A 25,610-nucleotide genomic window follows, 5' to 3' on the forward strand; every position below is an offset into this window, starting at 1 on the left:
AGTTACGCCCCTGTGCCATCAACTTGATTAACTTCACTGCGCATGATCTTGGCTAGTGAGCCGTTTACGTCAGTGACATAGAAATGAGTTTTGATATCACCGTTATGGCTTGCTGTGCCTGCGTCTTTGCCTTTTACAACAACAGTGACTGCATCCCCGATTTTTAATTCGCTGCCCTCAGCCATCTGAACCACGATTTCAGAACCGTGAGGCAATGTCATTACTGATAAATTTCGGTTTGGTTTGAACTCATGGAAGATACCAATGACCATTGATACACCTAGGATCTTGTCGCTAGCTGCACTCACATTGCGGCAGGTCTGAACTGCGTCACCCATCGCAACGAAACGACCGCCCAAAATCGCGTTTTCATCCGCATTGATATAGGACGGCGCAACAATACCGGACTCACCCGCACGCGCTACCTGCCCGGCGAACCAGCGTTTACCGAGATAAAGATTTTTACCTGACATTATTTACCCCCAAATTGCTTGGTGAAATCGTGCTTTTTCGTAGAGGCTGCATCGTTGAATAAATGTGTGCCAATATTGCTGCGTGGTTTTGATGTCGCCTGAATAGCCGTATAAGCTGCGCGTATCTCATCATCAGTCATGGCTTTGACCTGCGCGTCCGTGAATACGTGAGTGCTCAACAGTACCGCCGCACGAACATCACGTGCTGATTTACTATCATTGAAATTCACTTTCGGAAAACGGGTTTTGGCATCATTCAGCGTGGCGCTGGTTTCGTTATCGCCTTTGAGTTTTTCCAGTTCTTCTTTCAGTGACGCGTTTTCCTCTTTGAGTTGCTGATTTTCGGCTTCCAGTGCCGTGAGACGGGCGTCTTTGTCATCAGTACCACTTGCATTGGGATCATCATCGTTTGGCGGAGGCGGGGGAGCGCCTGTACCTTTCGATGTTTCCAGTTGGGTTTTCAACTCTGCCAGTTGAGCTACGATTTCCTGTGCTTTCGTTGCCGCTTCTGGTGTTGCGTTGCCTTCCAGCTCTTGCAGTGTTTTCTCCAGTGCGGCAATCATGCCGATCAGCTCTTCATCTGTCAGAGGCTGTCCCTCAGCATCCTTGGCGCGTTTACCCTTGAGCAACGCAATAACATCTCTCAATGTTTTCATCGGTGTACCTTTTTTGTCGTTTAATCTACAGGTGTCGCCTAAGCGTCCCTCAGTTACTACGGCAACGTGATTGCCGCGAATATTGATTTGGTGTAATTCACCGCTCTTCTCGACTAACTCGGCAGGCTCATAACCCACTGACAGCTCTCGAATGCCTTTTTCTTCAAGTAATTGGATCGCCTTTGCATCTTTCAGATACACATCACAAACAACGTAATCGCCTTCTATGCGTACGTTCTGTATGTGTCCAATTGCTTTATCTTTCCATTCGTCAGCATTAACCTCACCGCTGAGCGGATGAGTTAACGTGATCGGCAATCCTTCAAATGACTTAAGAGTTTCAGGTTTGGAGAGTTCTTCAAGAGTGCGGTGAATGGTGACTTTTTTGTTGATACCTGTGCCGGTTAACCCGACTTCATGCCCGTAATATTGCACGGGCCCAGCACGGGTTATCCGCGCAGTGGTCACAACGTAACCCTGCGGTGTTCGTTTCCACGTCATATTAATCCCATGAGACTTTAGGAAGAGACACGCAACGGCATTGATGATCCTCGCCCGGATTACCCTCAAAACCACCGATGCTTTTGCGTTTCTTCCATGTTTTGCCACCATCATCTGAATAGACAGTTGGGTCTGAGTATTTGCAGGTTTTACCGTTCAGTACAAAATGACTGGCTCGTTCCCGTTCATCGCCTGCACCTCCCCATTCATACAAATCTAATCCCAACGCCTTACTGCGGGCTTCGGTCAGTGCTGAATTGAGTTTCGCGGTTTGGTCACGGGCAATAAACTTGGCCCTGCTTTGTGAGACATTGCCGCGCTCACGAATCAGCGACACTAAGTTCTCATGCCGCCCACCATTGGTTAGATTAGCGAAAACCCTTTCCCCAATATCGTTGATAAAATCCGTCTGGATGGATTGGATTAAATCGATATTCTCTCTCACTGCATTTTCGAGATGTTCTTTTACTGTTCCATCTCCCAGCATACCGGTTAAATCAATGCCGAATGCGGCCTTATAGGTCTTTTGCGTCTGAGACTTATTCTGGTCATTAGCACGCCTGACCATACCGAATGACAAACGACGGGCCATATCGAGAATGGACATATTCGCCAGTTTTTGAATTGCTCGTGAGAGTCGTGCGGTGATTGAGAGGACAGATTCGAAGGGGGCATCATTAAGTATCGGTTTTTGCAGGTCTTCTATTACAACATCCTGCATCAACCTGATAAATTCGATGAGTCTGTCACGATACCACACCTCCGTTCGCTTGCTGGGAGTGGGGGGGCGCATTAGCCGATTGCGGGATTTAAGTAGCCCCTGTTTGCGCTCCAGCATCTCCGCCAGGCTGATAGCTCCATTGTTCATTGCGTGCCTCTGCTATTGAACTAATATCCGCCTCCGTAACGGTGGTTAGTACACCCCGCGCCACCATTTCACGTAATGCGGTATCTTCCGGGAGAAAACCCGCCTGAACCATTGTTGTAAAACCAGTAGCATATTGCGTGAACCTGTTTGCCTCTTCCGTTTTGTTAACACTGTCTATTGGTGGATATTTATAGCTAATCTCAATATCAGTGGTCAGTTTGTCGAGAACGAATTGATCCACAAATTCTTGCATTGGCCGCAGCCGCTCCTCTTGTAATCCATTAATGGTTTCATAGTACGTCTTGTTGTCCTCTTCGCCAGAGTTAAACCCACTGGCAGACTGACCGAACAGAATAGTGATAGGTCTGTCCAATGCCCCAGCCAGCACACTCATCATTTTGGTCATTACATCAGACAATCCAGCAAACTGAGCATTCTTTTGTTCATAACGGCTTTGCATCGTGCCATCACCAGCATCCATCAGCATCAGCCCGGTTGAGGATTTTGTTTGCTTCATCACGCGGGCATATTCGATAACTTGCGCCTCTTGCCCTGAATCAATCTGATTGTTTAATCCAGGCAAAAAAATCACATCAACATTTGCCTCTTGAATAGTGTCACCCGTACTCACGACCGTTGAATCGAAGATTTTGATGGCCTCATAGGGCGCTTGGATATCGGATGTCCCGAACTTAGGCATATCTTTGATGCTATGCTGGCCCAGCTTTGTACGGTGACAGCGTGTGTGATGGAATCGCAGTTGCTGGCTACCAATATTGAGCTGGTAGCTCTGAGGATGCCCGAAGTGCGGTGATGCAATATCGGAAATGACGTCACTAGCTGGCGTGTATTCACCTTTCCGCAGCACCAGAAACTTGATGATATCCTCTGACTGGAGGTTGAGTGGCTCGTCAATCATCTCATCTGGACAATCTGTCACCGCCACAATGAGTGAATCCCCCAGCAATGACGCCCATGTCAGCGCACCGCGGTAGATGCCATACACATCTAATTCACGTTCGGTATCTGTTATCCGTGTTTTCAATTCCTCGTCGATATCGCCTGATAGCTCACGAGGTAGTTTCAACATGTCATAGGCAGTTTTGTTTATGTATTTCTGAACCACCCATGAATTTTTGTACATGGCGAGTAACTCTTTATCAGGAATATCTGCCTTGTTACTCGCGTATTTTATTGCCGCCACCCGTTCGCCGAGTGACGTCATCATACTGTGCAGGCCATCAGTCAAACGGCCAATCATGGTCTTTTTTGCCATTACATGATGTCCCATACGGTTGTGCGACCTTTGATATAGCCATCCAGCCCGTACCGACTGGCATCCCAACAGTGGTTGTTGGCCGTCTTCAATCACCGGCAACACCTCTCCGGTAATCCTGTCGGTTTTGTAGGAATAAAGCCGGGCTTCTTTGGCGGTCTGCTTGCAGCGAGGGTGAATATAGATCTGCTTAAAGCCGCGTAGATAGCTGATACCATCCGCAACGCTGCCTGCCGCTGATTTACTGGCGGCTGAGATATTGAACCCTTGCCGCCTGAGATAGCTGATGGTTTCCGGTCGGGCAGCATCCGCCTTGATAGGCCATTGACGAGACTCCGGCACTTGGTCATAAACGCGGGCATGTGATCAAGCTCTATGCCAACGCCGTATGCCTCATAGTCGATATACAGGCAATCATTCAGGATGAACTGTCGGATCAGTGTGCTGGGGTCTTTGGCAAAACCGAAATCGCCACCAAATAACAACCTGTCCGCTTTTTGCCACAGGTCATCAGGAAACTCCTCTTGATAACGTATTTATTCGCCAACACCTGCTTATCGGAGTTCTCCAGATAAGCGCCTTCCCAAATCCACGCATAAGTAGCAGGGTCTAACCTTGCTTGGTCACTTAGCCTTTCCTCTTCCAGCACAGACGGGAACCACGGGTTATCATCGTAATTCATCTCAACAATGATGGAATTTTCAGGTGGGTTCTTTCTGAATCGTTTGTCAGTTGCGCTGCCGTCTCTTTCTGGGTTCCACGTTACCCATATCTGAGAGCCTTCTTCACGAACAGTTGGCGTGAGCTTTGTCGATGCTGTTTCAGACACAGATTCAGCCTCATCAACCCATGCGATCAGTATCCTGGCTTTTGATTCGATGCTGTCGAGATTATGACGCAAGCCGGCAAACACATAATTGACGGATTTGCACTTTGTTCGAATGTACCTCTGACCATATCGTAGAAGTCAGCCAACCACGGAACAGACCGAATAGCTTGCTTCACTTCCTCCATTGAGGACTCTTCAAGGCAGTTCATATATTCACGCGCACAAAGTATGACACCCGATCGCCCATTCCTGCGCCGCCATATAACCCCGAATGGCTGTCATTAATGCAAAGGTTCTCGTCTTTGCCGAACCACGTCCACCGTATGAACCACAGTAACGATAATCGCCACTGAATACCGGAATGAGCTTAGGCGGGAGTTCAATCCTCGCTATCGTCATGCTGACCACCTGCAACCAGTATTATTTTGGCGGGGGACATCGAGCTGTCAGAGGATTTCATGATTCCATTCCTGCTTCTCAGAGTACCCGTGATTAGCCAACATTAATTTTGTGATTGTCGCGTTAAATTCGCCTATCAACCCTTTGTTAATCAACCTGCTTCCCCTCCTGTAGCGCCAAAATCCCCTTCTAACGTGTCCGAAAATTCAGCATTTAGCTTGGCGTATTCATAGACCGTGGAGCGGGCGATACCTAAAAAACAGGCTAAACCCGCCACGCTGGGGATGACAGCTTCATGTTCCGGAACCGCCATACAGATAATGTCTTTCGCCTTAGCGATTAGCTCATCATTCAGCTTGCTAGGGCAACCGACCTGATTTGTTTGTTGTCCACGGTCCCTTTCCCTTATCAGAATAAATAACTGCCTCAATTTATATAATCCCGTAGAATCTTGAGACCACACCAGACCAAAACTTATACAAAACTCTATCAAGCACCCGTTTGAGGATGCTTTGTAGAGGTTTCTACTTTTTGGGATGTTGAGTTGATTACTGTAAACTTACTCCGCTATAGCTCTCTGGTGGGATCAATGTTCCGTATTCATCTTGAACACCGATATCAGTTAACATGTCGCCATACTGATGAACGAGCGCATTCATGTACCTGATACCTCTCTTACTCAAAACAGGTATTTTTCCACCGCAGATGACCGTATTGGGTGCCGGTTTTTCATCAAATGGCTCAAGTAGCATTGAGTAGAATCTGGCTCGCCATTGAGTATCTTTTCTATCCATCAGATATCCATCAAGAAGACCAAATAAGAAGTGACGGCTAACCTCAATATCACCTGTTTCATAACGATAAATCGGGCGATGCCAAGTCGCCACTAAGTGATAGACATAGGCTTCAGCCACTCGCCAGCCGAAAAACTCATAAGGTTCTACTTGCATATCCATCATTCCACTCCCGGCAAGAATGGCTGAACCTGTTCAATCATCCGCTCGCGAGCAGTAAGCAATAGTTCTTTTCTTCCACCCACTCCCCATTGATTCATTTTCCGAGCACAGATACTGATATCTTTTGTTTCCGCATTAATAACCAGATCCAATTTGTTTAGGCGGACCATTGCATCAAATCCAAGCAGCACGGCATCACGGAAAGTGTTATAAACTCGGATTTCAAATTCTGGCTTGAGCCAAGCTGCATATCTAATCACAAGCAGCTCAACACCCCATATTCCTGGATTATCACCACCATTGTTAACTTTAAGTGGTTGATTTTGTTCCAGAGGACTTTTTTGTCCTTTGGTTAATGCTTCTATGAATCTTTTAACCTGAGCACTTCGAATAAACTTGCTAGGCTTTTGAGATTCTGTTGCTTCTCCGTTGGCTACCGCAGCAGCATGCAAGTCGTTTAGGTTGTAACGTCCTTCGTTATCTACACGAACAGATACGCCATTAACAATAACGGTTGGGTATTTCATCATGTGGTTTCCTATAGAAAGTGAACCTGTTCGCACAGAAAAGCCGCCCCAAGATAACCACGTAATTAGCGGTTTTCTCAGGCTCACTTTCTGTAGGTTCTTGGATTAAATTTGCGCGTGCGAATGCGCAGTGAAAATAAAAATGCCACCATCCCGTGAGCGTTGGGTACGCGATGGGAACGGGTGGCAGCATGGGTTATTTCTGTAGCCACTCAGGGAATGGGCAGAGGAATATTGTTTAATTCATGTATTATTATTTTTATTGCAATAATTTTATTTAGGTATCTTATATTAAAAAATGAATGCAGTAAGTCACATTTAGAAAGTTATTCGTATGAAGATTGAAAAATAAGTATGTAATATTTTCTCTTTTTATACTTTATAAGGATATCTATATATGAATATACACCATTATTACCCCCAAATTCGATGGAAAGCGGCTGAATATGAAGCTCTTAAAGAGTTATCACTTGATGTAATTTCTGGTTTAACTCCCATTATTTCTGTTCTAGATATTCCTTGGGATTTCATAAACGAATGCTATCAAAAAAACTTGATAGATCACCTTTCATCATTCGGAGAAATATTAGCTGACTCATGGAAATCTGAACGTCCTGCATTTGTTGATGTTGGTTATTTAGATGAGCATGGTGACATGCAAAATCACCCACTAGATATCTGTATTAGTCATGCAAAAAATCACGGGAAAGAATTAATCCCTGTCATATCACCAGATTACTCTACAGAATATATATATTCTGTACTGAGAAATAATAGTAATGGTGCTGCAATAAAAGTAACACCAAAAAATGCAGGGCTTATATTGTACTTACTTACACAAATTAAACTAGACGCTAAAGATGTCGATTTAATTATAGATTTTACTGATATTCCAGATCTGACCACAAAACTAATAGAGGATGCAATTTATCACTATGTAACGGTTTGTAACTTGAAGAACTGGAGGAGAATAATATTTTCAAGTTGTCATTATCCACAATTTCAAACAGGTATCCAGCAACATACGATACACACCATCCCAAGAGAAGAGTGGAGTTTATGGCAAAAAATAGTAGAAACGTCCGGCATGACTAGAACTCCAGGATTTAGTGATTACCCCACTGCCAGCTCAGAAATAAGCAATATTGACCCTCGATTGATGTCCCCGCATGTTTCAGTTCGTTACTCTGATTGGAGCAATTGGATCATCGTTAAGGGCTTGGCAGCCAGAAAAAATGGTTGGGGGCAAACACAAAATCTCTCTCAAATCTTAGTTAATAGTCCCTATTATTTTGACCCAAATTATAGTTGGGGGGATAGATATATACACGATAGAGCTAACAATACTGTAAAAGCTGGTAGCTCAAAGATATGGAGAAAAGTTGCACACACACATCATTTCACTATGGTAGTTGAGCAGCTTTCTCAATACTCCACTAAATATCCTGCTATACCTTAGTTTTTCCACGTAGTCCTTTGCTTCAAAGTGTGCCTCACTTCAACTTTCAATTTTTCAAGTGAGGTATGCTGTGCAATTATATCCCATAGTTCAAAACGTGGTTTGCTTTTATTGCCTTTCAATATATTCCATTTTTCCATAATACGAAGACATTCATCTTTCCAAAGCAGTTTTGCTAATGAAAAAACATCACCATCAGGATTTAGTTTATCCCGCCTGTAGTTATGTATATGAATCGCTCCCCTACCACCTTGATTGACTATTTTTATCCCCCACCATTCAGGGATAATTTTTTGAGCAGCCAATAAATGAGAATCATGTACAACTAGTGTGACTTTATCCATAACTAAGGAATACTGCTCTATCTGGTTAGGTAGTCTCAAAAGATTGTCTCTCTCGCTCTTTAACTCATAACCATGAATAATTCCATTAATAACCGCAATATCAGCACGGCATAGACCCTGATTCAAAGAAAACTCATCAATAACCAGTGTATCTGGATCTTTATGATGCTCTTTCAATATCTTAGAATGAACAGCACGCCGCACGTCTATGTCTTTCATTTTCTTGTCTTTCTTTCCAAGGAGTTAATGTGTTCGCTTTTTAGGACAAAAACTTTAAACGCTTACTGAATATATAGCACTATTTTTTTCTTCGTCCTCTGACGTAAAGCTAATTTTAAGAAAAATTCCAATACTCAGTTAAAGCACTGCCCCTTAACCCATTCCCACCACCTCAGTATCATTTGCTCTGAGGTGGTGTTGCGTTATTCCACGCAGATACAGCAGTGACCGATGACGCTTCCTCTGGCCCACATGCACCACAGTCAGTACATTGCACAAAAAACCACGTGTCATTTGAATATGAATTAACAGCCGTATCTGAACCACTACAAAACGGGCACGGTTTGAGTTTGTCTGTCATTACTGTGTTCTCCCACATTCAGTCTTCGCCCACTCTCTCAATCCGAGAAACTGGGCTTCGAGGATTTCAAGTTCTCCGAGGAGACGGACATAATCCTGTTCAGCGTCTTTCGCCAGTCTGGCGGGTCTTGAACCATCCACGCCGGAGGGGGAAGTGGTTTCAGACACGGGGCACTCGGCTTTGACGTACACGCGCTTAATGTTAGTGCGCAAATCGTCGCTAAGCTGATCAATCTTAGTTTTGGCATTTGTCAGCTCCTGTAATCGTTTGGTGTCCCGTTCGTGAAGTTGCTGAATCCGCTCTTGCTGGTTGGCGTTGATGGCAACTTGTTCACTGAGGTCAGTCGTTAACTTTTTATTTAAATCATTTGCTTCGTTTAGCGATACCTTCAGCCAACTAGACCAAGCAATGAGTCCAACTATAATAACGAATACGGCCTTCTCGTAGGTGCTCATAACAGTGACCATGCTTTTTCAAACGTTGCCTCAGAATAAGGCTGTTTGCCGTTCTCGTGCCGGATAATGGACTTCGCCAGCGCAATCAGCGTGGGTTTATTGATGTCGATTTTCTCGAACTGGTCAACATTGAGCGCCTTAGCAACACCGTTAATGTAAGCCGTGGTGTTATTTTCGTTTGAAGGTGCATAGCGATTGATAATCTTGGATACGCTATTGTGTCCACCTTTATGATAATTGGTCAGCAACTTCATGAGTGCCCGGATACCGTGCTCCGCAGTCTCAAATCGGCAGAACCGTTTTTCAATCTTCGGGTCATGCCTCAATTGCCCCTGCCACTTATTAGCGGGGTTGTGATCAATGTTGCCCGGGTTGTTATTACGAATGCCTCTCGTCATTGCTGGCCCCCGCTCTTTTCTCTGCCGCCTTACGCAGCAATTGACCAATGAAGTCTGTACCCAAGTAACCAATCACCACACTGCCGATATAGGCCAAGTCAGGATTCAGACCAATAAGATTTAATACATCACGTATGAACCAAGCGAACATGGCACACATAAAGGCGTCGATTGAGACCCGCAGCCACCCCCCGCCGTTATAGCGGCCCCGGAGGAAGGCCATTGTCCCCGCGAGTGCTGCCCCGATGCCTTGCTCTCTTATCGAGACGAGCCAGTCACTCAGATGCACCCATAAATCAGGATTTTCTTTCATCTTCATATTCCACCCCATTTAAGCAATGGGCGTCCGTGGGGTGAACGATGGTTACCCCTGTGAGTTGGTTAAAAGTAGTTAGAGGTGCAGTGAAAGAGAAGAAGAAGCTAACTGCTGGTCAAGATCAGAAATAATATCTGTTGCAGATCGAATTGATTTTGATTTTTCCCTCTCCAGTTTCGCCATGCATGAGTAAACTTGATAAATAAATGAATAAATGGCAGCGTCATCTGAACCAATATTTAATGCTGCCATTTCTTCGCTAACATTTCCCTTCTTCATGGACAAAATAATTTCCATCATTCACCTCGCTAGTGAGTTAATAGAATGCCAGTCGCAATAGGAGATACTGAGGTTCTGGGAGTGATTGCGGTGGCAGATACGAAAAAGGCCGCATCATTAAGCAGCCTTGTGTTAATTAAAGCAAATTGGCGAGTCTATTTTCGTGATGTCATGTTATTAATTATCATTAACACATTATCTTTAATAGCATCACAGAATTCGGTTTCATCATCATCAAATATATAAATCAATTTACTTGGTTGCCCGACAATAGCAGTCATCTGATTACCGTCGATAAAAAGCTCCACATCAACTACGGCTGTATCTCCACCCCTAGGCGAATCATCAATGACTGTTGCAATGGCAAAATGAAGATGATGATCAGGAGTTAGCTTTATGCTTGTGGGGGTTTTCTGCTCGAAACCGTATTCAGCCATAAAGCCAGTCATGACATAAGGCTTTTCAGCTCCTTGCACATCTATCCATGATTTATTATCAAGCTCTAATGAGCGTATGTATGCTTCAACCAGATCAGTCGCTTTTCTGTAAATCCAGTTAATATTATCTTGGTGCCTTTCATCAACACTTATCTTTCTTTCGCGTATTGTTTTGTAAGTGACAGTCATAAACCTTCCTTCGTTACAGTTAAAAATGTTCATTTTGCCACCTGTATGATTACATTAATTTGATTAAACTCGCGCTTCGAAAGAATAAAATTGAAAGAAAATATAGCATTACCTGTAATAACCATTTCGTTGAGATAAATAAAATGGTTTATGTATTTACAACTATTTGAATTTATTCCGTTATGGGATTTCCCATATCGAGGATTTGAACCAATCCGATGTGTTGATCGAAATGGTCGAAATTGGAATTAACCTATTGATTTAAAACTAAATTAACTGTTTATCGGTGCTGCTTGAATTGAACAAACCCTCGAATTCGGGGGAATTGAAACATTCCTCTAAACATCCCGACTCTTGCGGGATTTTGAACTACCTGAAAATCCTCGGTAGTTGAATAAATCCATCGAATTCATCTTGCATGAGAGTGATCTCTTTTTCGCTGAAAATCAGGTTAACCATGTGACTTATACAGCATGTGAGGGTGTTCTCTATACCAACCCGAGGTGTTGATCGAAATGGTCAAAAACTCACATAACACACTGATTTAACATCAAAATTAGTGTTGATCAACCCCAATCGAGCTGTCAACTCTAAGTTGACTACGGGTAGATACGAAATTATATATCGCGGGAAAATTCACCATGGTACTTGGTTCTAGCTTTTTCCATGATTAATCGTGCTTCGTCTATGTTTGAGAAATAACCCAGAGTTTTTCTCTTTCCATCTATTCTTATTCTGGCAACCCATTTTTTTTTAGATTTACACCAACAGACGCCCTTAATACCAGAGGAATTATTTTTCCTCATTTTGCTGTTCCATGAATTCTCGGTATTTGATGCTTCTCTCAGGTTAACAATTCTATTATCTGATTTATCACCATTAATATGATCAATGAACTCACTAGGCCACCTACCATAATAAAGTAACCAAGCGAGTCTATGTATATAGATATGCATTCCGAATAACTTTATTTTGTAATACCCATGAGTAAGATAACCAGCCATATCACCCTTGGAATAACAAGAATACTCTGGCGGATTTTGCCATGTCACATGCCCGGTATTTGGGTTGTATTTAAATAAATGAACAGCATCATCATAATTCAACATGAGCGTATTCCTATAGAAATTAGAACCTGCTGACATAGAAATACCGCCCACGAGAGGTCGCCACCTGGCGATACTTCTCAGGCTCTATTTCTATAAGTTCTCGTGTATGGTTTAACGCATGTCAGTGCGTAGATATAAAAAAAGACCTCTGTTGAGGCCTTATTTTTTACTGGGTGGTCAATGAAATTGCAAATATCCTATCATTGAGATAATGATGGGCTAATTTTCCGAGAAATGCAATAGTTATTTACTATTTATTTAAACTTAAATAGAAACCATTTCCCTTTTTGTGATTTTTTGCAGCATAGAATCAGCTCTAGCTTCCTCTTTGAAACATTCCGTTACCAGATGTTCAAACAGTGGCTGATATTTGTCGTAACAGGTGGTTTTGGATACCCCTGTTAGTGGTTTCACTGCGTCCCATACATCTGTAAATTTCAACCTAGAATATCCACGCCCAGCGCACTTAGGGCAGGTTTTATAAGTTGGGATGCCAATCAACTTTGTCTGTTTCGCATCCAGAACTTCCCCGCGACCATTGCAGCGGCATGAGTGGGAAACTTCACTTTTCCCTTTGCACGTCGGGCAAGCCACTTTCACAACCTCACGTACCTCTCGGAACTTTTCATATGATGACGGGATAATCTTCAATCCCATATCACGAGAGGCTTGAATTATTTTCTTTGCTACCCAATGCGTTGATGATTTAGTTGTGAACACTTCCGCCTCGATGAACCCATTTTCACAATTCGGATCTGGACACGGCTTTTTGCTAGCCGCGCTCCTCGCATAATCCTGAAATGCATAATTTGCGAGTATTTGCAGTACGGATACCCTAATATCTGCATCGAGTTTCGCAATTGCAGGGTGTTTGTGAACCTGCGTCAGTGCATACTGGTAGAGACTCTCCACTGCCTCATCGGGTTTATTGATCCCCTGTTTCGCCAAAAACAGCTCAATACCCAGCCTCGCCTGAGCGGACGCCAATCCTAGCGAGGCCATAACATCGGTGATTGAGAATGAATCAGTAGCCGTTGCAGCTGGAGAGTCACTAATGTGAACCGTTTTAGGTGAAAAATATTTTGGTAGTGATTCTAAGTTCATTGTAACTCCGTGATAATGATTTGCCCCTTTTCGCCCCAGATCTTCGTAACCCGACCATCCCAGATGCGTGAGTCATCATCAAAAATGGCGTCTAATAACGCCTTTTCGAGATTGTCTTTATCTGGTTTTTGCTGGTGTGGCTTGCCGTTCATTTCTGAGCGTTTTTTCTTGCTCCAGCTGGGCGGCATTGGGATTACAAAGGTGATGTGGTAATTCGATTCGGGGAGGGTGATTCTGTTGAGTCTGACTTCATCCTTGAATGCGTAGTAATTTAATACCGGCTTTCGTTTTCGCCATCTGTCCGCCTGTGTCATCCGTGGTTTAGGAACTGGCGAGATGTCATAGATTCTCACGTCAAATCTTACCCTCCGATAGCAATATTGCCTGTGTCCTGATTACACCCTCTAAATGAGCCAAATGTGCACAGTCAGAATCTGTCAGGCGGGTTCTGCGGTCTATTTCATCGTGACACGCTGAACATGCCCACGCGCCCAATAAATCAGGGGGTTTCATCCCTATACCACAAATACCCGCCATCCGATAATGTGCCAACACCACCGTTTCGCTATTGCCATTGCAGATGCCCGGAATCCTGACCTGACATTCTCGTCCCCGTGCTTCGTTCCGTAAATTCGCCACCTTATCCCCCTAACGAATATCCCATAATCAGCATGAGCACTGTCCAAAAGCCGAAAAATATTAAATACCTCACTGATTCTGCTCCTGTTTGAGTTTCATGTACTCGCTGTCATCCGGCGCTGTCACGAAACAACCAATACTCGCAGCCCATTGCTCTATTTGCTCCATGAACCGAAACATCTCGCCCGTGTCCAGTTTGGATGTCTGGCGTAGTGTCCTGACGTGCTCTGGTTCCTGCGTTCTCGCATCAATCCGCTCCACCACCTCGTAGCCCAAAAATGTGTGTTTGAGCATGTCCTTAACTTCATCTGGTGAATATTTCGCCCCGTTAGATTTCAGAAAACGGCTAATCTCGCCAAACCACATATGCATGGTTGCGTTCTGAGATGGTGATCGGGTGTTTTTCCACGGTTTGATGATGATTCGATGAGGTTGATTTGTTGCGAGAACTTCTTTGAGTTGCTGCCATGCGGACTGTTTGGTTGATTCATGGAATAGAAAGTCACATTCCATCTAGCCTCCGTTATTTGCCCTCTGGTTCCATGCCACTATTACCTGTCGTTTACTGTGTAGTTCTCTACTGGATGAACCGCAATTTTGACAAACAGCACGTTTAGAGAAATAACCAATGATTTTAATTCTCGGACTACTACAAAACGGACACGGTTTAAGTTTTTCTGTCATTTTGCCCTCACCAATTCATCCGGTATTTCAACCTCGTCGCCTAACTTACCTAAGACTATCAATCTACATGCTGCTTCAAGGTGATTACTTCCAAATTCTGAAATTACTAATTTATCCATCAAATACGAAGATGCCTCAATTGTTGCATCTGATACCCAAATGAATTGAATTCCATATTCATCAATCAACTGCCCACACTGTCCCCAATTGGTTGAGGGTGAATATTTTTTTGACTCACCTTCAAACTCAACATGCACGTTATTACACATTCCAACAGTGATAACCGGTTTTTTAAATGCTGCCTCTCGAACTCTACCGTTGCCGATCCATGCATACTCATCGTCATAGTGATTGACCATGTAAATATCCATACCAACAGCCCTAGCCACAGCCCAATCCAACGCCCGCCCCGAAAGTTCACTTGTTTTGATTTTCATTAAAATGCCTTACCGCCAGTCTTGGTGCGGTTTTCTCGTTTATGGTCTGCCCGATGCCTGTTGTATTCTAATTTTTCAGCAATCGCGCCCTCGATGTCATAACCAAATGCCGCTGCATAATCTAGAATTCGGATCACTGCATCAGCCAATTCGACCTCAGCCATCGGACGATGAGGCAAATGGTCGTCCATCAAATTTTTACGCTCTCCCTCCATTGCCTCACTAATTTCTGAATGGATTAGGCAAAGCAAAGTGCCTTTTTCTCTTGGATTATCCCACCAACCTGCCTCAACATTTTGCTGGTGAATTTGTTTTTGTAATTCAGTTAGTTTCATCTCAAAGTCCTTATGGTGGGGTTTAAACGTTAGCGCCTTTAGCAAAGCGTTTATGAGGTTTATTGTCGTTCTGGCAGACTCTGGCGGCCTCTTCCTGATCGGTCGGCATAAAATGGCCATTGCGGAATCTTTGATAAACCGTGCCGAGCTGCCCGAACCTGTTTTTCGTGACGATAATTTCAGCGTATGGCGCTGCGGGGGAATTCTCATTGTACACGGCATCGCGGTACAACATGATGATACTGTCCGCATCTTGTTCAACACTGCCAGAATCTCGTAAGTCTGCGTTTACTGGGCGTTTGTTCGGGCGTTTCTCAACATCACGAGAGAGTTGACTCAATGACATAACTGGCGTCTTGAGGTCTTTCGCTAAACGTTTCAGACTGGATGAGATGTGTGCGATAGCCAGATCATTACGCTCTGCTTTGGGTTTATCAATCAGCCCCAGATAATCAACCATAATGAGTGACAACGCCGGATGCGCTTTCTTGTGACGTCTGGCAATTGACATAATCTGCTCAACGGTCAATTTGCTGGCATCGACAACCCAAATATCCAATTGTTGCAACTTACCCAGACCAACAGTGACCCAATCCCAACCCTCATCATCCAATCGTGCCGGGTTTCGTAATACTGAAATTGGCAGGTTAGAGGCTCCCGCCAACTGGCGTTCAATAATTTGTTGGGAATCCATTTCCATTGAGAAAACCAATACGCCGCGTTTCTGGTCGGTTCCTGTAATCGTCTGACTAGCAACGCCACTTGAGATTTTCAATGCGAATTCTGTTTTACCCATGCCAGGGCGAGCGGCAACAATCACCAAATCGACTGGGTTTATACCACCGGTGATTTCGTCCAGTTCCTCAATGCCCGTTTTTAGTGTGTCGGATTGTTCACCGTTCTTCAGCCGTTTCTCCAGTAATTCGGAATAATCATCCAGTAGTTCGGAAACATGCAACGGACGAATTTCATCACGTGGTCTGCGGATCTCCATTGCCTGAGCCAGAAATGCATCCATACTCTCCGCCGCATTTTCAATCGTACTGCTCAGGATTAACGCCCGTGTCTGATCCATCAGTTCAATCATTCTTCGGCGTTCATGATTAGCTGCAACCATGTTTGCGTAGCCTTTCAGATTAGCAGCACTGGGGCAATTTTTGGCTATTTGCATGACGCTAGCCCAATGTTCATCACCCATAGCATCTGCCACCATCAGCGAATCAATCATTCCCCGGGTTTTTGCCTGTGAACGAATAATCCTGAACATCTCGCGGTAGAACCGTGAGTAAAAAACGTCTGGTTCCAGTGTTGCCAATACATCGCTGGCATCCTGTGATAACCCGCTAATCAGTAATCCACCGATCACGCTCGCTTCGTATTCGTCATAATTTTCAATGTAATTATTCATGATCTTCTCCCGCAAATTTCCCTTCACGAACACCGGTGAGCGTTGTTTCTCTTAGTAAAAAATCAATATCTGCTGTCCAGCCCGTTTTACTTTTGCCAAAATAAAACGGACGGGCCATTTTCACGAAAGCTCTGACGTAAGCTCGCCAGCCATCCACGTTCTGAGTAACCAGCTTTGAAATGATTTTCTTTAAGGCTCGTTGTCGCTTGGTATTAACCTCTACAGCGTGAGGCAGTCGATCACCCACCTCTTCGTTGTAGGCATTGAGATAGTCGTCGTAGTTGATTTGAGGGGATGGTTTTCGCTTTTTAGGTTTAACCACTTCATCATCACCCCCCGTGGGGGTAAGGGGGTTCTTTTCTTTTTTCTTTACAGTGTTTCTTTTGTGTGTCTCTACATTGGAGACATCATCTGTCTCTAAGTTAGAGACTTTTTTTGTCTTCAAATTAGAGACACTGTCTCTAGATTGATTAATCCACTCTGTTGTGACTTTGTTTACCCCTATTTTGTTATCATCAATAATCAAAAAACGCATTGAAATTAATTCGTTTTTCGCCTTGTTCACATTCTGTCTGGATAAGCCTGTGATTTCTGCTACTTGAGAATCAGCAATACGATCAGATTTTTTACCAAAGCCGTATGTCTTTCTGATAATTGCCAGCATGACTTTTAACTGTCTAGCCGTAAGATCTGAACTCGCTATAGATTCCAGTAATTCATTGGCTATCCGTGTGAATCCATCTTCAACATCAGCCACTTTCCTCTCCACAACCTCAGGGCGAGGCCGGTAATCAGCCATTCTTGCAACGTTACCCATGCTGCGACCCTCCGGTCAGCTCCTCACGATGCTCCAGACGCAATTTCGCATCCTCCAGTGCTTCGCGCAGTTTTTTCGCCCCATCCTCAGTGACGGAACGTGCCGACCTATCGCGCATGTTGTTTTTATGCACAGCGCTAGGATTAAATTTATTTTTCATGTATAATTCTCCATAGAAATGTTGTTTTGAGGGGGACTTGCATACTGCCCCTCAGTCGTTAAATCGACATCTCAAGTTGCATTTCAGGAACCTCAGTTGTTACAGCAACTGGGGTTTTCTTTTCCCATCTTTAATTCCCATACGTAAAATTCCTAATGTTTAGTTTCGTTTAATAAAAATACAGGTGTATCAACTATCCTGAGATAGATGATGGCCATAGATGGGGGAACTGCCCCTCTTTAAGAGGGTTAGTTGTGATTTAGCCTCCCCGAAGAAATCGGGTTGGTTGCTCCAAGAGTGCCTAGAGCGTTCCGTTGCCCTGTACTAGCGGCCTGTTAAAGAGCGAGAGCGATTATTAAAAATCAGATTTCTACAGGTTGTATTGATAAGCTATGTCTTGAACGATCTTCAGGAGGGAAAATATCATCAAGAGAAAATTCACCACCTAGTTCATTCAGTGCTAGCACTATTTTCCGGCATGAATCTAAGTCAGGTTTTCTGATACCAGACTCATAGTTGCCAATTCTGGATTGTGACCACTTGATTTTTTTGGCCAGTCCAAATTGTGTAGCTCCGACTCGTCGTCTGGCCTCTGCAATTTTGTTCATGTTTATGTTCCATTTGTTAATTTAGGCTCAGTTAAACACAAATTGTGTTATCTGTAAACACAAATCGTGAAAGATTAATAACACGCTATGTGTTAAATAGTGATTATGAAAATGAGTAACCAAATCGGTGCGCGTATTAAGCGCTTTAGAGAGCAATTAGGATTAAGCCAAGCAACTCTGGCAGAACGCTGTGGCTGGTCATCTCAATCTCGGATAGGTAATTATGAATCAGGCTCACGAAACGTCAGCGCTGACGATGCTTTGATCCTGGCAAACGCCTTAGGTGTAACCCCTGCTGAATTAATGTTCGGTTCAATTGATTGTGCGAATGCTCCCATGCCTTGTACGACAGAAGAAACCAAACTCACTCCGCGACAAAAAATCCTTCTGGAACTATTTGAAGAGCTACCAGATAGTGAAGCCACTGCTTTGATAAAAAATCTTGAGGAGAAAAAACAGCACTACGATAATTTGCTAGAAGAATTATTACATAAAAAAAAGCAAAAGAAAGCCTAGCACAGATAGTTTGCTTGATTATCAAACTATTAAATTATATAAATTTTAAATAATTCCAATAAATGGAAAATTAAAATTTATTTTTTTCTGAAAATTTTAGCGTTAACTGATGTGACTATGGCTTTCGCAAGGATTACTTTCTAAAAGTAGGTCACTATTAACCACAACGCGCCACCCGCTAGGGTGGTTTTCTTTATTATTTCATAAATCCCATTCGATTTTTATCCGCTTTCCAAATTTAAAATAAATAGCTCAATCATGTGCGTAGATAACCATAATATCAAAAATCACATTTCGTGTTGACAACAAAAACACATTATGTGATTATGATTGCATCGAACAGGCAGGACGCCCACGAAGTAGCCGCCAGTGGCATATGAATAACTGGATGATTCGATAGTCAGTAATACCAAGTTTCAGAAGTACCGCTCTTTTAAAAATCTGGAAAGATTCAGGCATTCTTGAATCAACCCCGCTGAGTAGGTTTTGGGGTGTAGTGAAAATGAGGTGAATAACTACACCACCAAAACTTACTTATGGAGGCGAATATGGCTAATACAGATCGCTCTATCCTTTCTCTTAAGAAAAGAGGCGATAAGAAAACCCCGGTTAAAGTAAAAGCTCAAACAGCTTATACCGCTCGTCGTTTTAAACGCCGGGCTGAATTCTTGGCAAGAAAAAGTCAGGAACTGGGGGCAAAATTTCAAACCCGCTCAGTGGAAAAAATTATAGATTCAGTCGTCAGAGTCGTTGACGAAAATGAAATTTACGCTCGTCTTATTGTGGGACTCAAGAAGCATGTGAGTTCCGATAACAACAGCGGCTCTTGCTGCATGAGTGACGTAGCCCTGTATTCAACCAAAACCAACTCCCGCCGTAGACTGGCGTCGGGCGGGGTTACAGCGAGGGTGTGAGTTGTAAATCACGCGACGAGATCTAGGTCATTGCTAAATTTTTATTAATGATGAATCATCACAATACAATCAAAGGTGATAAATGAGTAAAAAAATGGCAAGAAAAGCTAATTTAGTTAATTTAGATGCAATGATTGCGAGAGAAGACTTTCTCGTAAAAGCCGATAGCGAAATGGGGTTTGAATCGATTCAGAATATAGCAATGAGAGATATGGGTATGCTAACTGGATTGTTAAGAAAGCCGGACTTTCAACGAGAAACCAATCACTGGACACCTGAACAGGTTGTTTCTTTATTACAAAGCTTTGTCTCTGGAGATTTGATTCCATCAGTCATTCTTTGGAAAAGTTCCTATATTTTTGTTATAGATGGTGGTCATAGGCTCAGCGTATTAAGAGCTTGGAAAGAAGATGATTATGGTGATGGAGTTATTTCTCGATCTTTTTTTGGTGGAAATATATCCGAAGAACAAAAAAGCATCGCTGATAAAACCAGGAAACTTGTTAATGAATCTGTAGGTAAGTGGGATGAAATAGAGAAAAAAATACAAAATCCAAATAGTATGTCTCCTGATGAAACTAGGCTTCTAACTAATATTTATGTAAGGGCACTACAAATACAATGGGTTAAAGGTGATGCGGAGAAAGCTGAAACTTCCTTTTTCAATATAAACAAAAAAGGAACTCCTTTAGATAATGTGGAAGAACTTCTTCTCAGAAATAGAAAAAAGCCAATATCTATAGCAGCGCGAGCAATAATTAGGGCTGGCAAAGGTCATAAATATTGGTCTTCATTCTCTGATGATAAAGTAAAGAAAATCGAAGAGAAATCACTTAAATTAAATTCAGCCTTATTTTCACCAGATATAAATTCAAAAATAAAGACAATAGATCTTCCTCTTGGTGGCTCAAGAGAAGTAAGAGTAGCATTGGATATTTTAATTGAACTTATATCAATCGCTATTGTTCAGAATAAAAAATATCAAAACGAATTAATAACTCAAACAGATGATCAAAATGGAGAAGAAACTGCTTTAGCGTTAGATAAGACATTAAAATTAGTAAATTGGATTACAGGTAATGACAGGGGTAGCCTTGGGTTACATCCAGCTGTATATTTCTATAGTTCATCGGGTAGACATATTAACCCAATGTTTCTAGGAACATTATTAGTAATAGCAAAGCAATTAAAATTTAATAACAAGCGATTTTTTAAAGAATTTATTACCATACGCTCTAATCTAGAAAAAACACTTATTGAAAATAAGCAATTGATATCATCATTAGTAAATAGAGCCAGCCATAACAAAAGGGTCGTTTATTACTCTGAATTTCTAGAATCAATGATAGATCTTCTGCTTGAAAAAATTAAAAAATCAGAAAACTCACAGCTTAATGGGGAAGAAATTATTTCACTCTCTCATTTTGAAGGTGATGTATTAAAAGGAAGCAATATTACAAAAGGAAAGAAAATCAGTGAAGATAGCAAAAATACTGTATTCATAAGAACAGCACTATCTTCGGCGTTAATTTGTCCCATCTGTAACGGATATATAGATAGTTCCAAGTCTATATCCTACGATCATAAAGCTAGAGTTGAAGATGGAGGTGTGGGCTCTGTAGATAATACGCAAATTACTCACCCGTATTGCAATATGTCAGTTAAGAATTAGTTGAAACATTGAAAATTAAACACCAGCCTCGCCAATGCGGGGCTTTTTATTACCTGAATATAGGAAAGGAATAATACAATGACAATATCAGAACTAATTGAATTGTTGAAAACTCGGATTGGTAGTGAATGGGGGGAATATAAATTGGAGATTATTGATGAGTTTAACGGTGGCTGGTTAACCGTTGGGCCTGAAAATATTGTTATCGATTCTAGCCAATTTATCAAATTAGATTGCTGGAAAAGTTATCCAGATGACGATGAATAACAGGAGGATAAATAATGCCTAAACACATTCACGCCGATTTAATTATGGAATACGCGAAATTAGCACAGGAGACGGATAAACCGTGGGAGTATTTCCAGTACAGATATGCGGATGGGAATGATTGGTTGGAATTTGCTAGCAATTTCGGCTTTCATCCCGAGGTGAATTTTAGACTAAAACCCCGCACTATCAAAATCGGGGAATATGATGTTCCTGAACCAGTGAGGGAGCCGTTGAAATCTGGCACTGGATACCATATTCCCGATATTACTGATACCGAGTTTTATGCAGCGTTTATATGGGATAATGACGGAGCTGATGCGTACTATTTACAACAAGGGCTAATTCACCTCGACCGCGAATCCGCCGAACTCCACGCCAAGGCGCTGATTGCGCTGACCGCTAAATGATTCCCGATAGTTTCTATTATTACTCACTCTCAATTCTAGCGGTCATATTCACTCTACTCATCGCGAGATAATTATGCAAATCAACGAACGTCTTCTATGTCAGGCGCAAGAGCTGGCATGGATAGCCCGTTGCCTGCGTTGTGAAGACGTTTGGTGGCTAGCTATGGAAATACTGAAAAGAAGTTATGGGAGGTAAATATGAAAATCAGACTTTACGACGATGCCGTTATCAAGCGCACATCAGACTACGTTGAAATCACCACTGACCAACACAGTAAAGTGGGGATGGAATGCACGATGACTGAACGCATGGATGGCGGTCAATGGGGAATGAATGAACTAGCTGAATATCTCATGGACAGAGATTTAGTGGATAGTCTCATGGAGGAACTGGGGAAAATGCAACGGAGGGTCGCATGAGATTCAACTACAACCCCTGTGGTGCTCAGGATGAGCAGAAAAAACGCAAATACACAGACGAACAAATAGCCGAACACAGGGAACTGGCATATCAACGGGAGGTATTGGGTAGGGAGGGATTACCAGTTAGCGACATGGATTTCGCGGGAGATTTCACGTGAACGGGTATTATCGGCGCTCAACAGGATGTTACGTACCGAAAGACCCGATAGAACGGCAGCAATATCTCAGGGAATTAGTCGCTGCTGTCACAACCAAAACACCACACCCCGCAATAATGACCATAGCAGAACGTGTTACCGCAGAGCAGATATGGAACATCAATCACCAAGCTGCATTCAATCCCCCGCTACCACCTCACATGGCAGAACAACGCGCTGAACGGGAGCGTCAGGCGTGGCGAGATTATTACAAAACCCACCACACAGAACACGATTTTTATCGTGGTGATTCACCCCGCCGCCGTCAGGGTGGTATCTGGACAGGAGATTAATATGGGAACTGCAACACTCATTCTTGGCGAATCTGGTACGGGGAAAAGTACCAGTTTACGCAACCTGAACCCGGAAGAGACATTATTAATCCAAACGGTCAGGAAGCCGTTACCGTTTCGTTCCGCAGCATGGAAACAATGGAATAAGAACGACGCTGCTACATCGGTTTTTGTTACGGACAACTGGCAGCACATTATCAGAGCCATTGAATCGGCAGATAATTACGGGAAAAAAATCATCGTCATTGATGATTTTCAATATTTGATGGCGAACGAATTTATGCGTCGATCAGAGGAAAAATCGTTCGATAAGTTCACTGAGATTGGTTCTCACACATGGAATGTGATCAACACAGCCATCAGCAAAACACCGGACGATTTACGGGTTTATTTCCTGTCACACACGGAAGAGACGCAGATGGGAAAAATCAAGATGAAAACCATCGGCAAGATGCTGGATGAAAAGATAACGGTAGAAGGGATGTTTACTATCGTACTGAAAACCGCAGTCAGGGATGGGCAATATCTATTCACCACCCAAAATAACGGGTTCGACACTGTTAAATCACCAATGGGGCTATTTGACAGCTCAGAAATTGAAAACGACCTGAAAGCCGTAGATGACGCTATATGCGAATACTACGGAATTGCAACACATACAACAGATGAGGCAGCAGCATGAGTAATGTAATTTTCACCTATAACCAAGAAACAGCCATGAGCGCCGGACAGGGTGGTTTTATCAACGAAAGCGGCGCGTATGTCATTACCATTAGCGAGGCAAAAATAACCAAGAGTCAGCATGGTGCAGAGTTTATTGAGTTCTCTGGTGAGGCAGATGACGGGCGAAAGGTCAGTTATCTGAGCATTTGTTGCAAGAAAAAAGACGGTTCAGCCAATCAATTTGGTCAAAGTATGGTGCAGGCTATCATGGGATGCTGCGGCGTTCGTCAGGTAACCAGTCATATGATTTCTGCCAGCCATGTAATTACCCCTGAATTCGCGGGTAAACGAGTTGGGCTGGTATTACAAAAAATACTCAGGACGAAAAATAATGGTGATGATACCTACGGTATGGATATCCGCATACCGTTTTATCCTGATACTCGACAAACCATCGCTGAAAAAGTGGAGGGTAAAACCGCTACTACTATCGATAAAATGGTTGCAAATCTGAAAGATAAAGACGAGCGTAAAATAAATACTCAACACTATTCAGGGCAACAATCGGAAGCACCACGACAGCCACAAGGCCAACCCTCAGTGGATTTTGACGATGATATCCCATTTTAGATTTCCCCACCGATTTTCAACACCGAGTCACCGTGCTCGGCAATCCAGATAGAACCCTGTAACCCTAACCCTATCACTACGCTGCACTGCGGCGGGAGGATTATTGTGCATATCGAAACATCGGATGTAGTGAAAATTCAAATCACGGATGTACCGCGACATGACCCTATTCATGTTTATCTGGAAGATTACGGTAATAAGATGGGACGAATAACAATCTCTGAATATGGTAATTCATGGACTGCATTCTGGCCTGCAATGGGAAGTTCATTATCTGATTTTATTCTCAAGGCTGATAACGGATATCTCACCGGATATCTGGCTCCCGCACTAAATATTGACAGTCCAAAATACGAAAGGATGGATTCTCGTTTAAATGCCGTGAAAGAAGCATTAAGGAGATTACATGCAGTTCACCCCATGGAACCCGAATCCAAGAGCAATACAGAGAGTTAACGACCCCTACCCCATTCCGACTCATTGCCGATACTGCGGCAGGCACGTGATGATTGAGCATCATCTGAATGTTTTTAAACGCATCCATGACAACCGCTGGCCGTGGCTGTATCACTGCTGGACATGCGGTGCGCGTGTCAGCATTCATCCGGGAACGGATATCCCGATGGGGTCACTGGCAGATAAACCGACACGCAGAGCCAGAGCATCGGCTCATCGGTATTTCGATGATGTCGTCAGGAGTCGTAATTTGGAGCGCACGGAGGCGTACAGATGGTTAGCAAAACAGCTAGAAATTAGCCCTAGCCAATGTCATTTCGGCTGGTTCGACACTGATATGTGCGAACGGGCAGCGAATATATGCAGGGAATTTAGATGAGAAATGACAAAATTAAAGTTATGCATTGAGTATCTCGGTTGACCATTAAACGTCAACCGTTTTACAAATTTACTTGAATTTGTCAACCAAATAAATTTTCTATAATAGAAAAATCGAGAGAGAATAATAATGAGCAATGATGTGATTGAGAAAATAAATACAACTTTAAAATCAGCCGAGGAATTAAAATCAGCAGGCTATCATGAAATAGCATTAGATTTAAATTTATGTATCACAATATTAAAACGTCTCGCTGAATATGAAAATATGAAGCCTGTGGCTTGTTACAATTTAATGGATGGGAAATTGTACAAAGATATATCTGATATGCCTGCTGATAAGACAATGTTTGGAATTTTTCTGTATCCCCACCCAAACAAATAACGAGAAATAACATGGATATTATCGACGCAGCGAATGAATTAAATGAGCTGAATATATCCCATGCTCTACAGAGCCGACCACCAGCATTAACCAGTATCAACGGAATGTGTCGGTGGTGTGAGGCGGAACCAGCAATACACGGTGCATTCTGTAGTCGGGAATG

At 43.0% G+C, this 25,610-nt stretch carries 42 protein-coding genes and 1 pseudogene; 15 read left to right on the forward strand and 28 right to left on the reverse strand.

The genetic code is table 11. The features are described from left to right. Positions 1-2 precede the first annotated feature (2 nt). The 9 genes and pseudogenes from ACSJJG_RS13055 to ACSJJG_RS13095 all read right to left on the reverse strand — a co-directional run bounded on the left by ACSJJG_RS13055 (position 3) and on the right by ACSJJG_RS13095 (position 6,485). Positions 3-473, reverse strand: coding sequence for a structural cement protein Gp24 (locus tag ACSJJG_RS13055; RefSeq protein WP_189760234.1), 471 nt, complete (start codon positions 471-473; stop codon positions 3-5). Next, entirely contained in the window at positions 473-1,630 is a 1,158-nt protein-coding gene (locus tag ACSJJG_RS13060; RefSeq protein ID WP_189760233.1) for a DUF2213 domain-containing protein, read from the reverse strand. The genes ACSJJG_RS13055 and ACSJJG_RS13060 overlap by 1 nt, the downstream gene beginning before the upstream one ends. Before the next feature lies 1 nt (position 1,631). Continuing rightward, positions 1,632-2,498, reverse strand: coding sequence for a phage head morphogenesis protein (locus tag ACSJJG_RS13065; protein WP_189760232.1), 867 nt, complete (start codon positions 2,496-2,498; stop codon positions 1,632-1,634). After that, the gene (locus tag ACSJJG_RS13070) at positions 2,440-3,774 is read right to left on the reverse strand and encodes a phage portal protein (protein ID WP_189760231.1); all 1,335 of its coding nucleotides are present in this window, start codon (positions 3,772-3,774) and stop codon (positions 2,440-2,442) included. Before ACSJJG_RS13070 ends, ACSJJG_RS13065 begins: the two co-directional genes overlap by 59 nt. Next, a pseudogene (locus ACSJJG_RS13075) lies at positions 3,774-5,002 on the reverse strand (PBSX family phage terminase large subunit). Before ACSJJG_RS13075 ends, ACSJJG_RS13070 begins: the two are co-directional and overlap by 1 nt. Before the next feature lie 47 nt (positions 5,003-5,049). Continuing rightward, positions 5,050-5,157, reverse strand: coding sequence for a terminase small subunit (locus tag ACSJJG_RS13080; protein WP_481089628.1), 108 nt, complete (start codon positions 5,155-5,157; stop codon positions 5,050-5,052). Continuing rightward, entirely contained in the window at positions 5,154-5,432 is a 279-nt protein-coding gene (locus tag ACSJJG_RS13085) for a terminase small subunit (RefSeq protein WP_481089629.1), read from the reverse strand. The genes ACSJJG_RS13080 and ACSJJG_RS13085 overlap by 4 nt, the downstream gene beginning before the upstream one ends. A 118-nt stretch (positions 5,433-5,550) precedes the next feature. Further along, a complete protein-coding gene (locus ACSJJG_RS13090; RefSeq protein ID WP_189761272.1) occupies positions 5,551-5,961 on the reverse strand; it encodes a hypothetical protein in 411 nt (136 codons plus the stop codon). Next, the gene (locus ACSJJG_RS13095; RefSeq protein WP_189761274.1) at positions 5,958-6,485 is read right to left on the reverse strand and encodes a KilA-N domain-containing protein; all 528 of its coding nucleotides are present in this window, start codon (positions 6,483-6,485) and stop codon (positions 5,958-5,960) included. The genes ACSJJG_RS13090 and ACSJJG_RS13095 overlap by 4 nt, the downstream gene beginning before the upstream one ends. Before the next feature lie 397 nt (positions 6,486-6,882). Here ACSJJG_RS13095 and ACSJJG_RS13100 point away from each other — a divergent pair, with 397 nt between their 5' ends. After that, complete coding sequence (locus ACSJJG_RS13100; protein ID WP_189761271.1) at positions 6,883-7,944, forward strand: beta family protein; 1,062 nt, start codon at positions 6,883-6,885, stop codon at positions 7,942-7,944. Here the strand turns inward: ACSJJG_RS13100 and ACSJJG_RS13105 are convergent. The 19 genes from ACSJJG_RS13105 to ACSJJG_RS13195 all read right to left on the reverse strand — a co-directional run bounded on the left by ACSJJG_RS13105 (position 7,941) and on the right by ACSJJG_RS13195 (position 18,243). Then, complete coding sequence (locus ACSJJG_RS13105; RefSeq protein ID WP_189761270.1) at positions 7,941-8,507, reverse strand: sce7726 family protein; 567 nt, start codon at positions 8,505-8,507, stop codon at positions 7,941-7,943. The two genes, ACSJJG_RS13100 and ACSJJG_RS13105, sit on opposite strands and share 4 nt — an antisense overlap. A 178-nt stretch (positions 8,508-8,685) precedes the next feature. Continuing rightward, entirely contained in the window at positions 8,686-8,886 is a 201-nt protein-coding gene (locus ACSJJG_RS13110) for a Lar family restriction alleviation protein (protein ID WP_311062208.1), read from the reverse strand. Then, positions 8,868-9,323, reverse strand: a complete 456-nt coding sequence (locus tag ACSJJG_RS13115) for a lysis protein (RefSeq protein WP_189760935.1) — start codon at positions 9,321-9,323, stop codon at positions 8,868-8,870. The genes ACSJJG_RS13110 and ACSJJG_RS13115 overlap by 19 nt, the downstream gene beginning before the upstream one ends. Continuing rightward, positions 9,320-9,721 carry a structural protein gene (locus ACSJJG_RS13120; protein WP_189760936.1) on the reverse strand — a complete coding sequence of 134 codons (402 nt, stop codon included), beginning with the start codon at positions 9,719-9,721 and terminating at the stop codon, positions 9,320-9,322. The genes ACSJJG_RS13115 and ACSJJG_RS13120 overlap by 4 nt, the downstream gene beginning before the upstream one ends. Beyond that, positions 9,702-10,034, reverse strand: coding sequence for a phage holin, lambda family (locus ACSJJG_RS13125; RefSeq protein ID WP_189760951.1), 333 nt, complete (start codon positions 10,032-10,034; stop codon positions 9,702-9,704). The genes ACSJJG_RS13120 and ACSJJG_RS13125 overlap by 20 nt, the downstream gene beginning before the upstream one ends. Positions 10,035-10,112: 78 nt before the next feature. Continuing rightward, positions 10,113-10,337 carry a hypothetical protein gene (locus ACSJJG_RS13130; RefSeq protein ID WP_189760937.1) on the reverse strand — a complete coding sequence of 75 codons (225 nt, stop codon included), beginning with the start codon at positions 10,335-10,337 and terminating at the stop codon, positions 10,113-10,115. 134 nt (positions 10,338-10,471) lie between these two features. Then, complete coding sequence (locus ACSJJG_RS13135) at positions 10,472-10,942, reverse strand: hypothetical protein (RefSeq protein ID WP_189760938.1); 471 nt, start codon at positions 10,940-10,942, stop codon at positions 10,472-10,474. 617 nt (positions 10,943-11,559) lie between these two features. Further along, on the reverse strand, positions 11,560-12,051 hold the full coding sequence (locus ACSJJG_RS13140; protein ID WP_223281835.1) for an HNH endonuclease: 492 nt from the start codon (positions 12,049-12,051) through the stop codon (positions 11,560-11,562). 264 nt (positions 12,052-12,315) lie between these two features. Further along, complete coding sequence (locus tag ACSJJG_RS13145; RefSeq protein WP_189760939.1) at positions 12,316-13,155, reverse strand: antitermination protein; 840 nt, start codon at positions 13,153-13,155, stop codon at positions 12,316-12,318. Beyond that, positions 13,152-13,508: a RusA family crossover junction endodeoxyribonuclease gene (locus ACSJJG_RS13150; RefSeq protein WP_189760940.1), complete on the reverse strand. Its 357-nt coding sequence runs from the start codon at positions 13,506-13,508 to the stop codon at positions 13,152-13,154. The genes ACSJJG_RS13145 and ACSJJG_RS13150 overlap by 4 nt, the downstream gene beginning before the upstream one ends. A 1-nt stretch (position 13,509) precedes the next feature. After that, positions 13,510-13,794 (reverse strand): DUF1364 domain-containing protein, encoded by a 285-nt coding sequence (locus ACSJJG_RS13155; RefSeq protein WP_189760941.1) that lies wholly within the window; start codon positions 13,792-13,794, stop codon positions 13,510-13,512. Positions 13,795-13,863: 69 nt separating this feature from the next. After that, a complete protein-coding gene (locus ACSJJG_RS13160) occupies positions 13,864-14,307 on the reverse strand; it encodes a YbcN family protein (protein WP_189760942.1) in 444 nt (147 codons plus the stop codon). Further along, positions 14,308-14,478 (reverse strand): Lar family restriction alleviation protein, encoded by a 171-nt coding sequence (locus ACSJJG_RS13165; RefSeq protein WP_189760943.1) that lies wholly within the window; start codon positions 14,476-14,478, stop codon positions 14,308-14,310. It abuts the gene before it with no gap. After that, the gene (locus tag ACSJJG_RS13170) at positions 14,475-14,915 is read right to left on the reverse strand and encodes a phage protein NinX family protein (protein ID WP_189760944.1); all 441 of its coding nucleotides are present in this window, start codon (positions 14,913-14,915) and stop codon (positions 14,475-14,477) included. Before ACSJJG_RS13170 ends, ACSJJG_RS13165 begins: the two co-directional genes overlap by 4 nt. Continuing rightward, positions 14,915-15,250 carry a nucleoside triphosphate pyrophosphohydrolase family protein gene (locus ACSJJG_RS13175; protein WP_189760945.1) on the reverse strand — a complete coding sequence of 112 codons (336 nt, stop codon included), beginning with the start codon at positions 15,248-15,250 and terminating at the stop codon, positions 14,915-14,917. Before ACSJJG_RS13175 ends, ACSJJG_RS13170 begins: the two co-directional genes overlap by 1 nt. A gap of 22 nt (positions 15,251-15,272) precedes the next feature. Then, positions 15,273-16,658, reverse strand: coding sequence for a replicative DNA helicase (locus tag ACSJJG_RS13180; protein WP_189760946.1), 1,386 nt, complete (start codon positions 16,656-16,658; stop codon positions 15,273-15,275). Continuing rightward, positions 16,651-17,475 (reverse strand): replication protein, encoded by an 825-nt coding sequence (locus ACSJJG_RS13185; RefSeq protein WP_189760947.1) that lies wholly within the window; start codon positions 17,473-17,475, stop codon positions 16,651-16,653. Before ACSJJG_RS13185 ends, ACSJJG_RS13180 begins: the two co-directional genes overlap by 8 nt. Beyond that, a complete protein-coding gene (locus ACSJJG_RS13190) occupies positions 17,468-17,593 on the reverse strand; it encodes a hypothetical protein (RefSeq protein ID WP_262985617.1) in 126 nt (41 codons plus the stop codon). Before ACSJJG_RS13190 ends, ACSJJG_RS13185 begins: the two co-directional genes overlap by 8 nt. A gap of 404 nt (positions 17,594-17,997) precedes the next feature. Then, positions 17,998-18,243, reverse strand: coding sequence for a helix-turn-helix transcriptional regulator (locus ACSJJG_RS13195; protein ID WP_189760948.1), 246 nt, complete (start codon positions 18,241-18,243; stop codon positions 17,998-18,000). A gap of 111 nt (positions 18,244-18,354) precedes the next feature. On the opposite strand from ACSJJG_RS13195, the gene ACSJJG_RS13200 reads away from it, so the two are divergent. From ACSJJG_RS13200 to ACSJJG_RS13265, 14 genes are all read left to right on the forward strand, one after another. After that, the gene (locus ACSJJG_RS13200) at positions 18,355-18,759 is read left to right on the forward strand and encodes a helix-turn-helix domain-containing protein (protein ID WP_481089630.1); all 405 of its coding nucleotides are present in this window, start codon (positions 18,355-18,357) and stop codon (positions 18,757-18,759) included. A 548-nt stretch (positions 18,760-19,307) separates the two neighbouring features. Beyond that, a complete protein-coding gene (locus ACSJJG_RS13205) occupies positions 19,308-19,673 on the forward strand; it encodes a hypothetical protein (protein WP_189760950.1) in 366 nt (121 codons plus the stop codon). 82 nt (positions 19,674-19,755) lie between these two features. After that, positions 19,756-21,345 (forward strand): DUF262 domain-containing protein, encoded by a 1,590-nt coding sequence (locus tag ACSJJG_RS13210; protein WP_223281901.1) that lies wholly within the window; start codon positions 19,756-19,758, stop codon positions 21,343-21,345. Positions 21,346-21,423: 78 nt separating this feature from the next. Further along, positions 21,424-21,612, forward strand: a complete 189-nt coding sequence (locus ACSJJG_RS13215) for a hypothetical protein (RefSeq protein ID WP_189761293.1) — start codon at positions 21,424-21,426, stop codon at positions 21,610-21,612. Positions 21,613-21,626: 14 nt separating this feature from the next. Next, positions 21,627-22,022: a hypothetical protein gene (locus ACSJJG_RS13220; RefSeq protein ID WP_189761292.1), complete on the forward strand. Its 396-nt coding sequence runs from the start codon at positions 21,627-21,629 to the stop codon at positions 22,020-22,022. A 73-nt stretch (positions 22,023-22,095) separates the two neighbouring features. After that, complete coding sequence (locus ACSJJG_RS13225; protein WP_262985622.1) at positions 22,096-22,218, forward strand: hypothetical protein; 123 nt, start codon at positions 22,096-22,098, stop codon at positions 22,216-22,218. A 2-nt stretch (positions 22,219-22,220) separates the two neighbouring features. After that, positions 22,221-22,442, forward strand: coding sequence for a hypothetical protein (locus ACSJJG_RS13230; RefSeq protein WP_189761291.1), 222 nt, complete (start codon positions 22,221-22,223; stop codon positions 22,440-22,442). Then, positions 22,439-22,603 (forward strand): hypothetical protein, encoded by a 165-nt coding sequence (locus ACSJJG_RS13235; protein WP_189761290.1) that lies wholly within the window; start codon positions 22,439-22,441, stop codon positions 22,601-22,603. The genes ACSJJG_RS13230 and ACSJJG_RS13235 overlap by 4 nt, the downstream gene beginning before the upstream one ends. Further along, the gene (locus ACSJJG_RS13240) at positions 22,600-22,935 is read left to right on the forward strand and encodes a hypothetical protein (protein WP_189761289.1); all 336 of its coding nucleotides are present in this window, start codon (positions 22,600-22,602) and stop codon (positions 22,933-22,935) included. The genes ACSJJG_RS13235 and ACSJJG_RS13240 overlap by 4 nt, the downstream gene beginning before the upstream one ends. Before the next feature lies 1 nt (position 22,936). Beyond that, positions 22,937-23,617 (forward strand): AAA family ATPase, encoded by a 681-nt coding sequence (locus ACSJJG_RS13245; RefSeq protein ID WP_189761288.1) that lies wholly within the window; start codon positions 22,937-22,939, stop codon positions 23,615-23,617. Further along, positions 23,614-24,228 (forward strand): DUF669 domain-containing protein, encoded by a 615-nt coding sequence (locus tag ACSJJG_RS13250; RefSeq protein ID WP_189761287.1) that lies wholly within the window; start codon positions 23,614-23,616, stop codon positions 24,226-24,228. The genes ACSJJG_RS13245 and ACSJJG_RS13250 overlap by 4 nt, the downstream gene beginning before the upstream one ends. A 105-nt stretch (positions 24,229-24,333) precedes the next feature. Then, positions 24,334-24,684: a phiTE_072 family protein gene (locus ACSJJG_RS13255; RefSeq protein WP_189761435.1), complete on the forward strand. Its 351-nt coding sequence runs from the start codon at positions 24,334-24,336 to the stop codon at positions 24,682-24,684. After that, a complete protein-coding gene (locus ACSJJG_RS13260; protein ID WP_282885614.1) occupies positions 24,635-25,063 on the forward strand; it encodes a zinc-finger-containing protein in 429 nt (142 codons plus the stop codon). Before ACSJJG_RS13255 ends, ACSJJG_RS13260 begins: the two co-directional genes overlap by 50 nt. A gap of 129 nt (positions 25,064-25,192) precedes the next feature. Further along, entirely contained in the window at positions 25,193-25,447 is a 255-nt protein-coding gene (locus tag ACSJJG_RS13265) for a hypothetical protein (RefSeq protein ID WP_189760799.1), read from the forward strand. The last annotated feature ends 163 nt before the right edge of the window (positions 25,448-25,610 follow it).

Source organism: Xenorhabdus sp. SGI 60 (assembly GCF_056632175.1).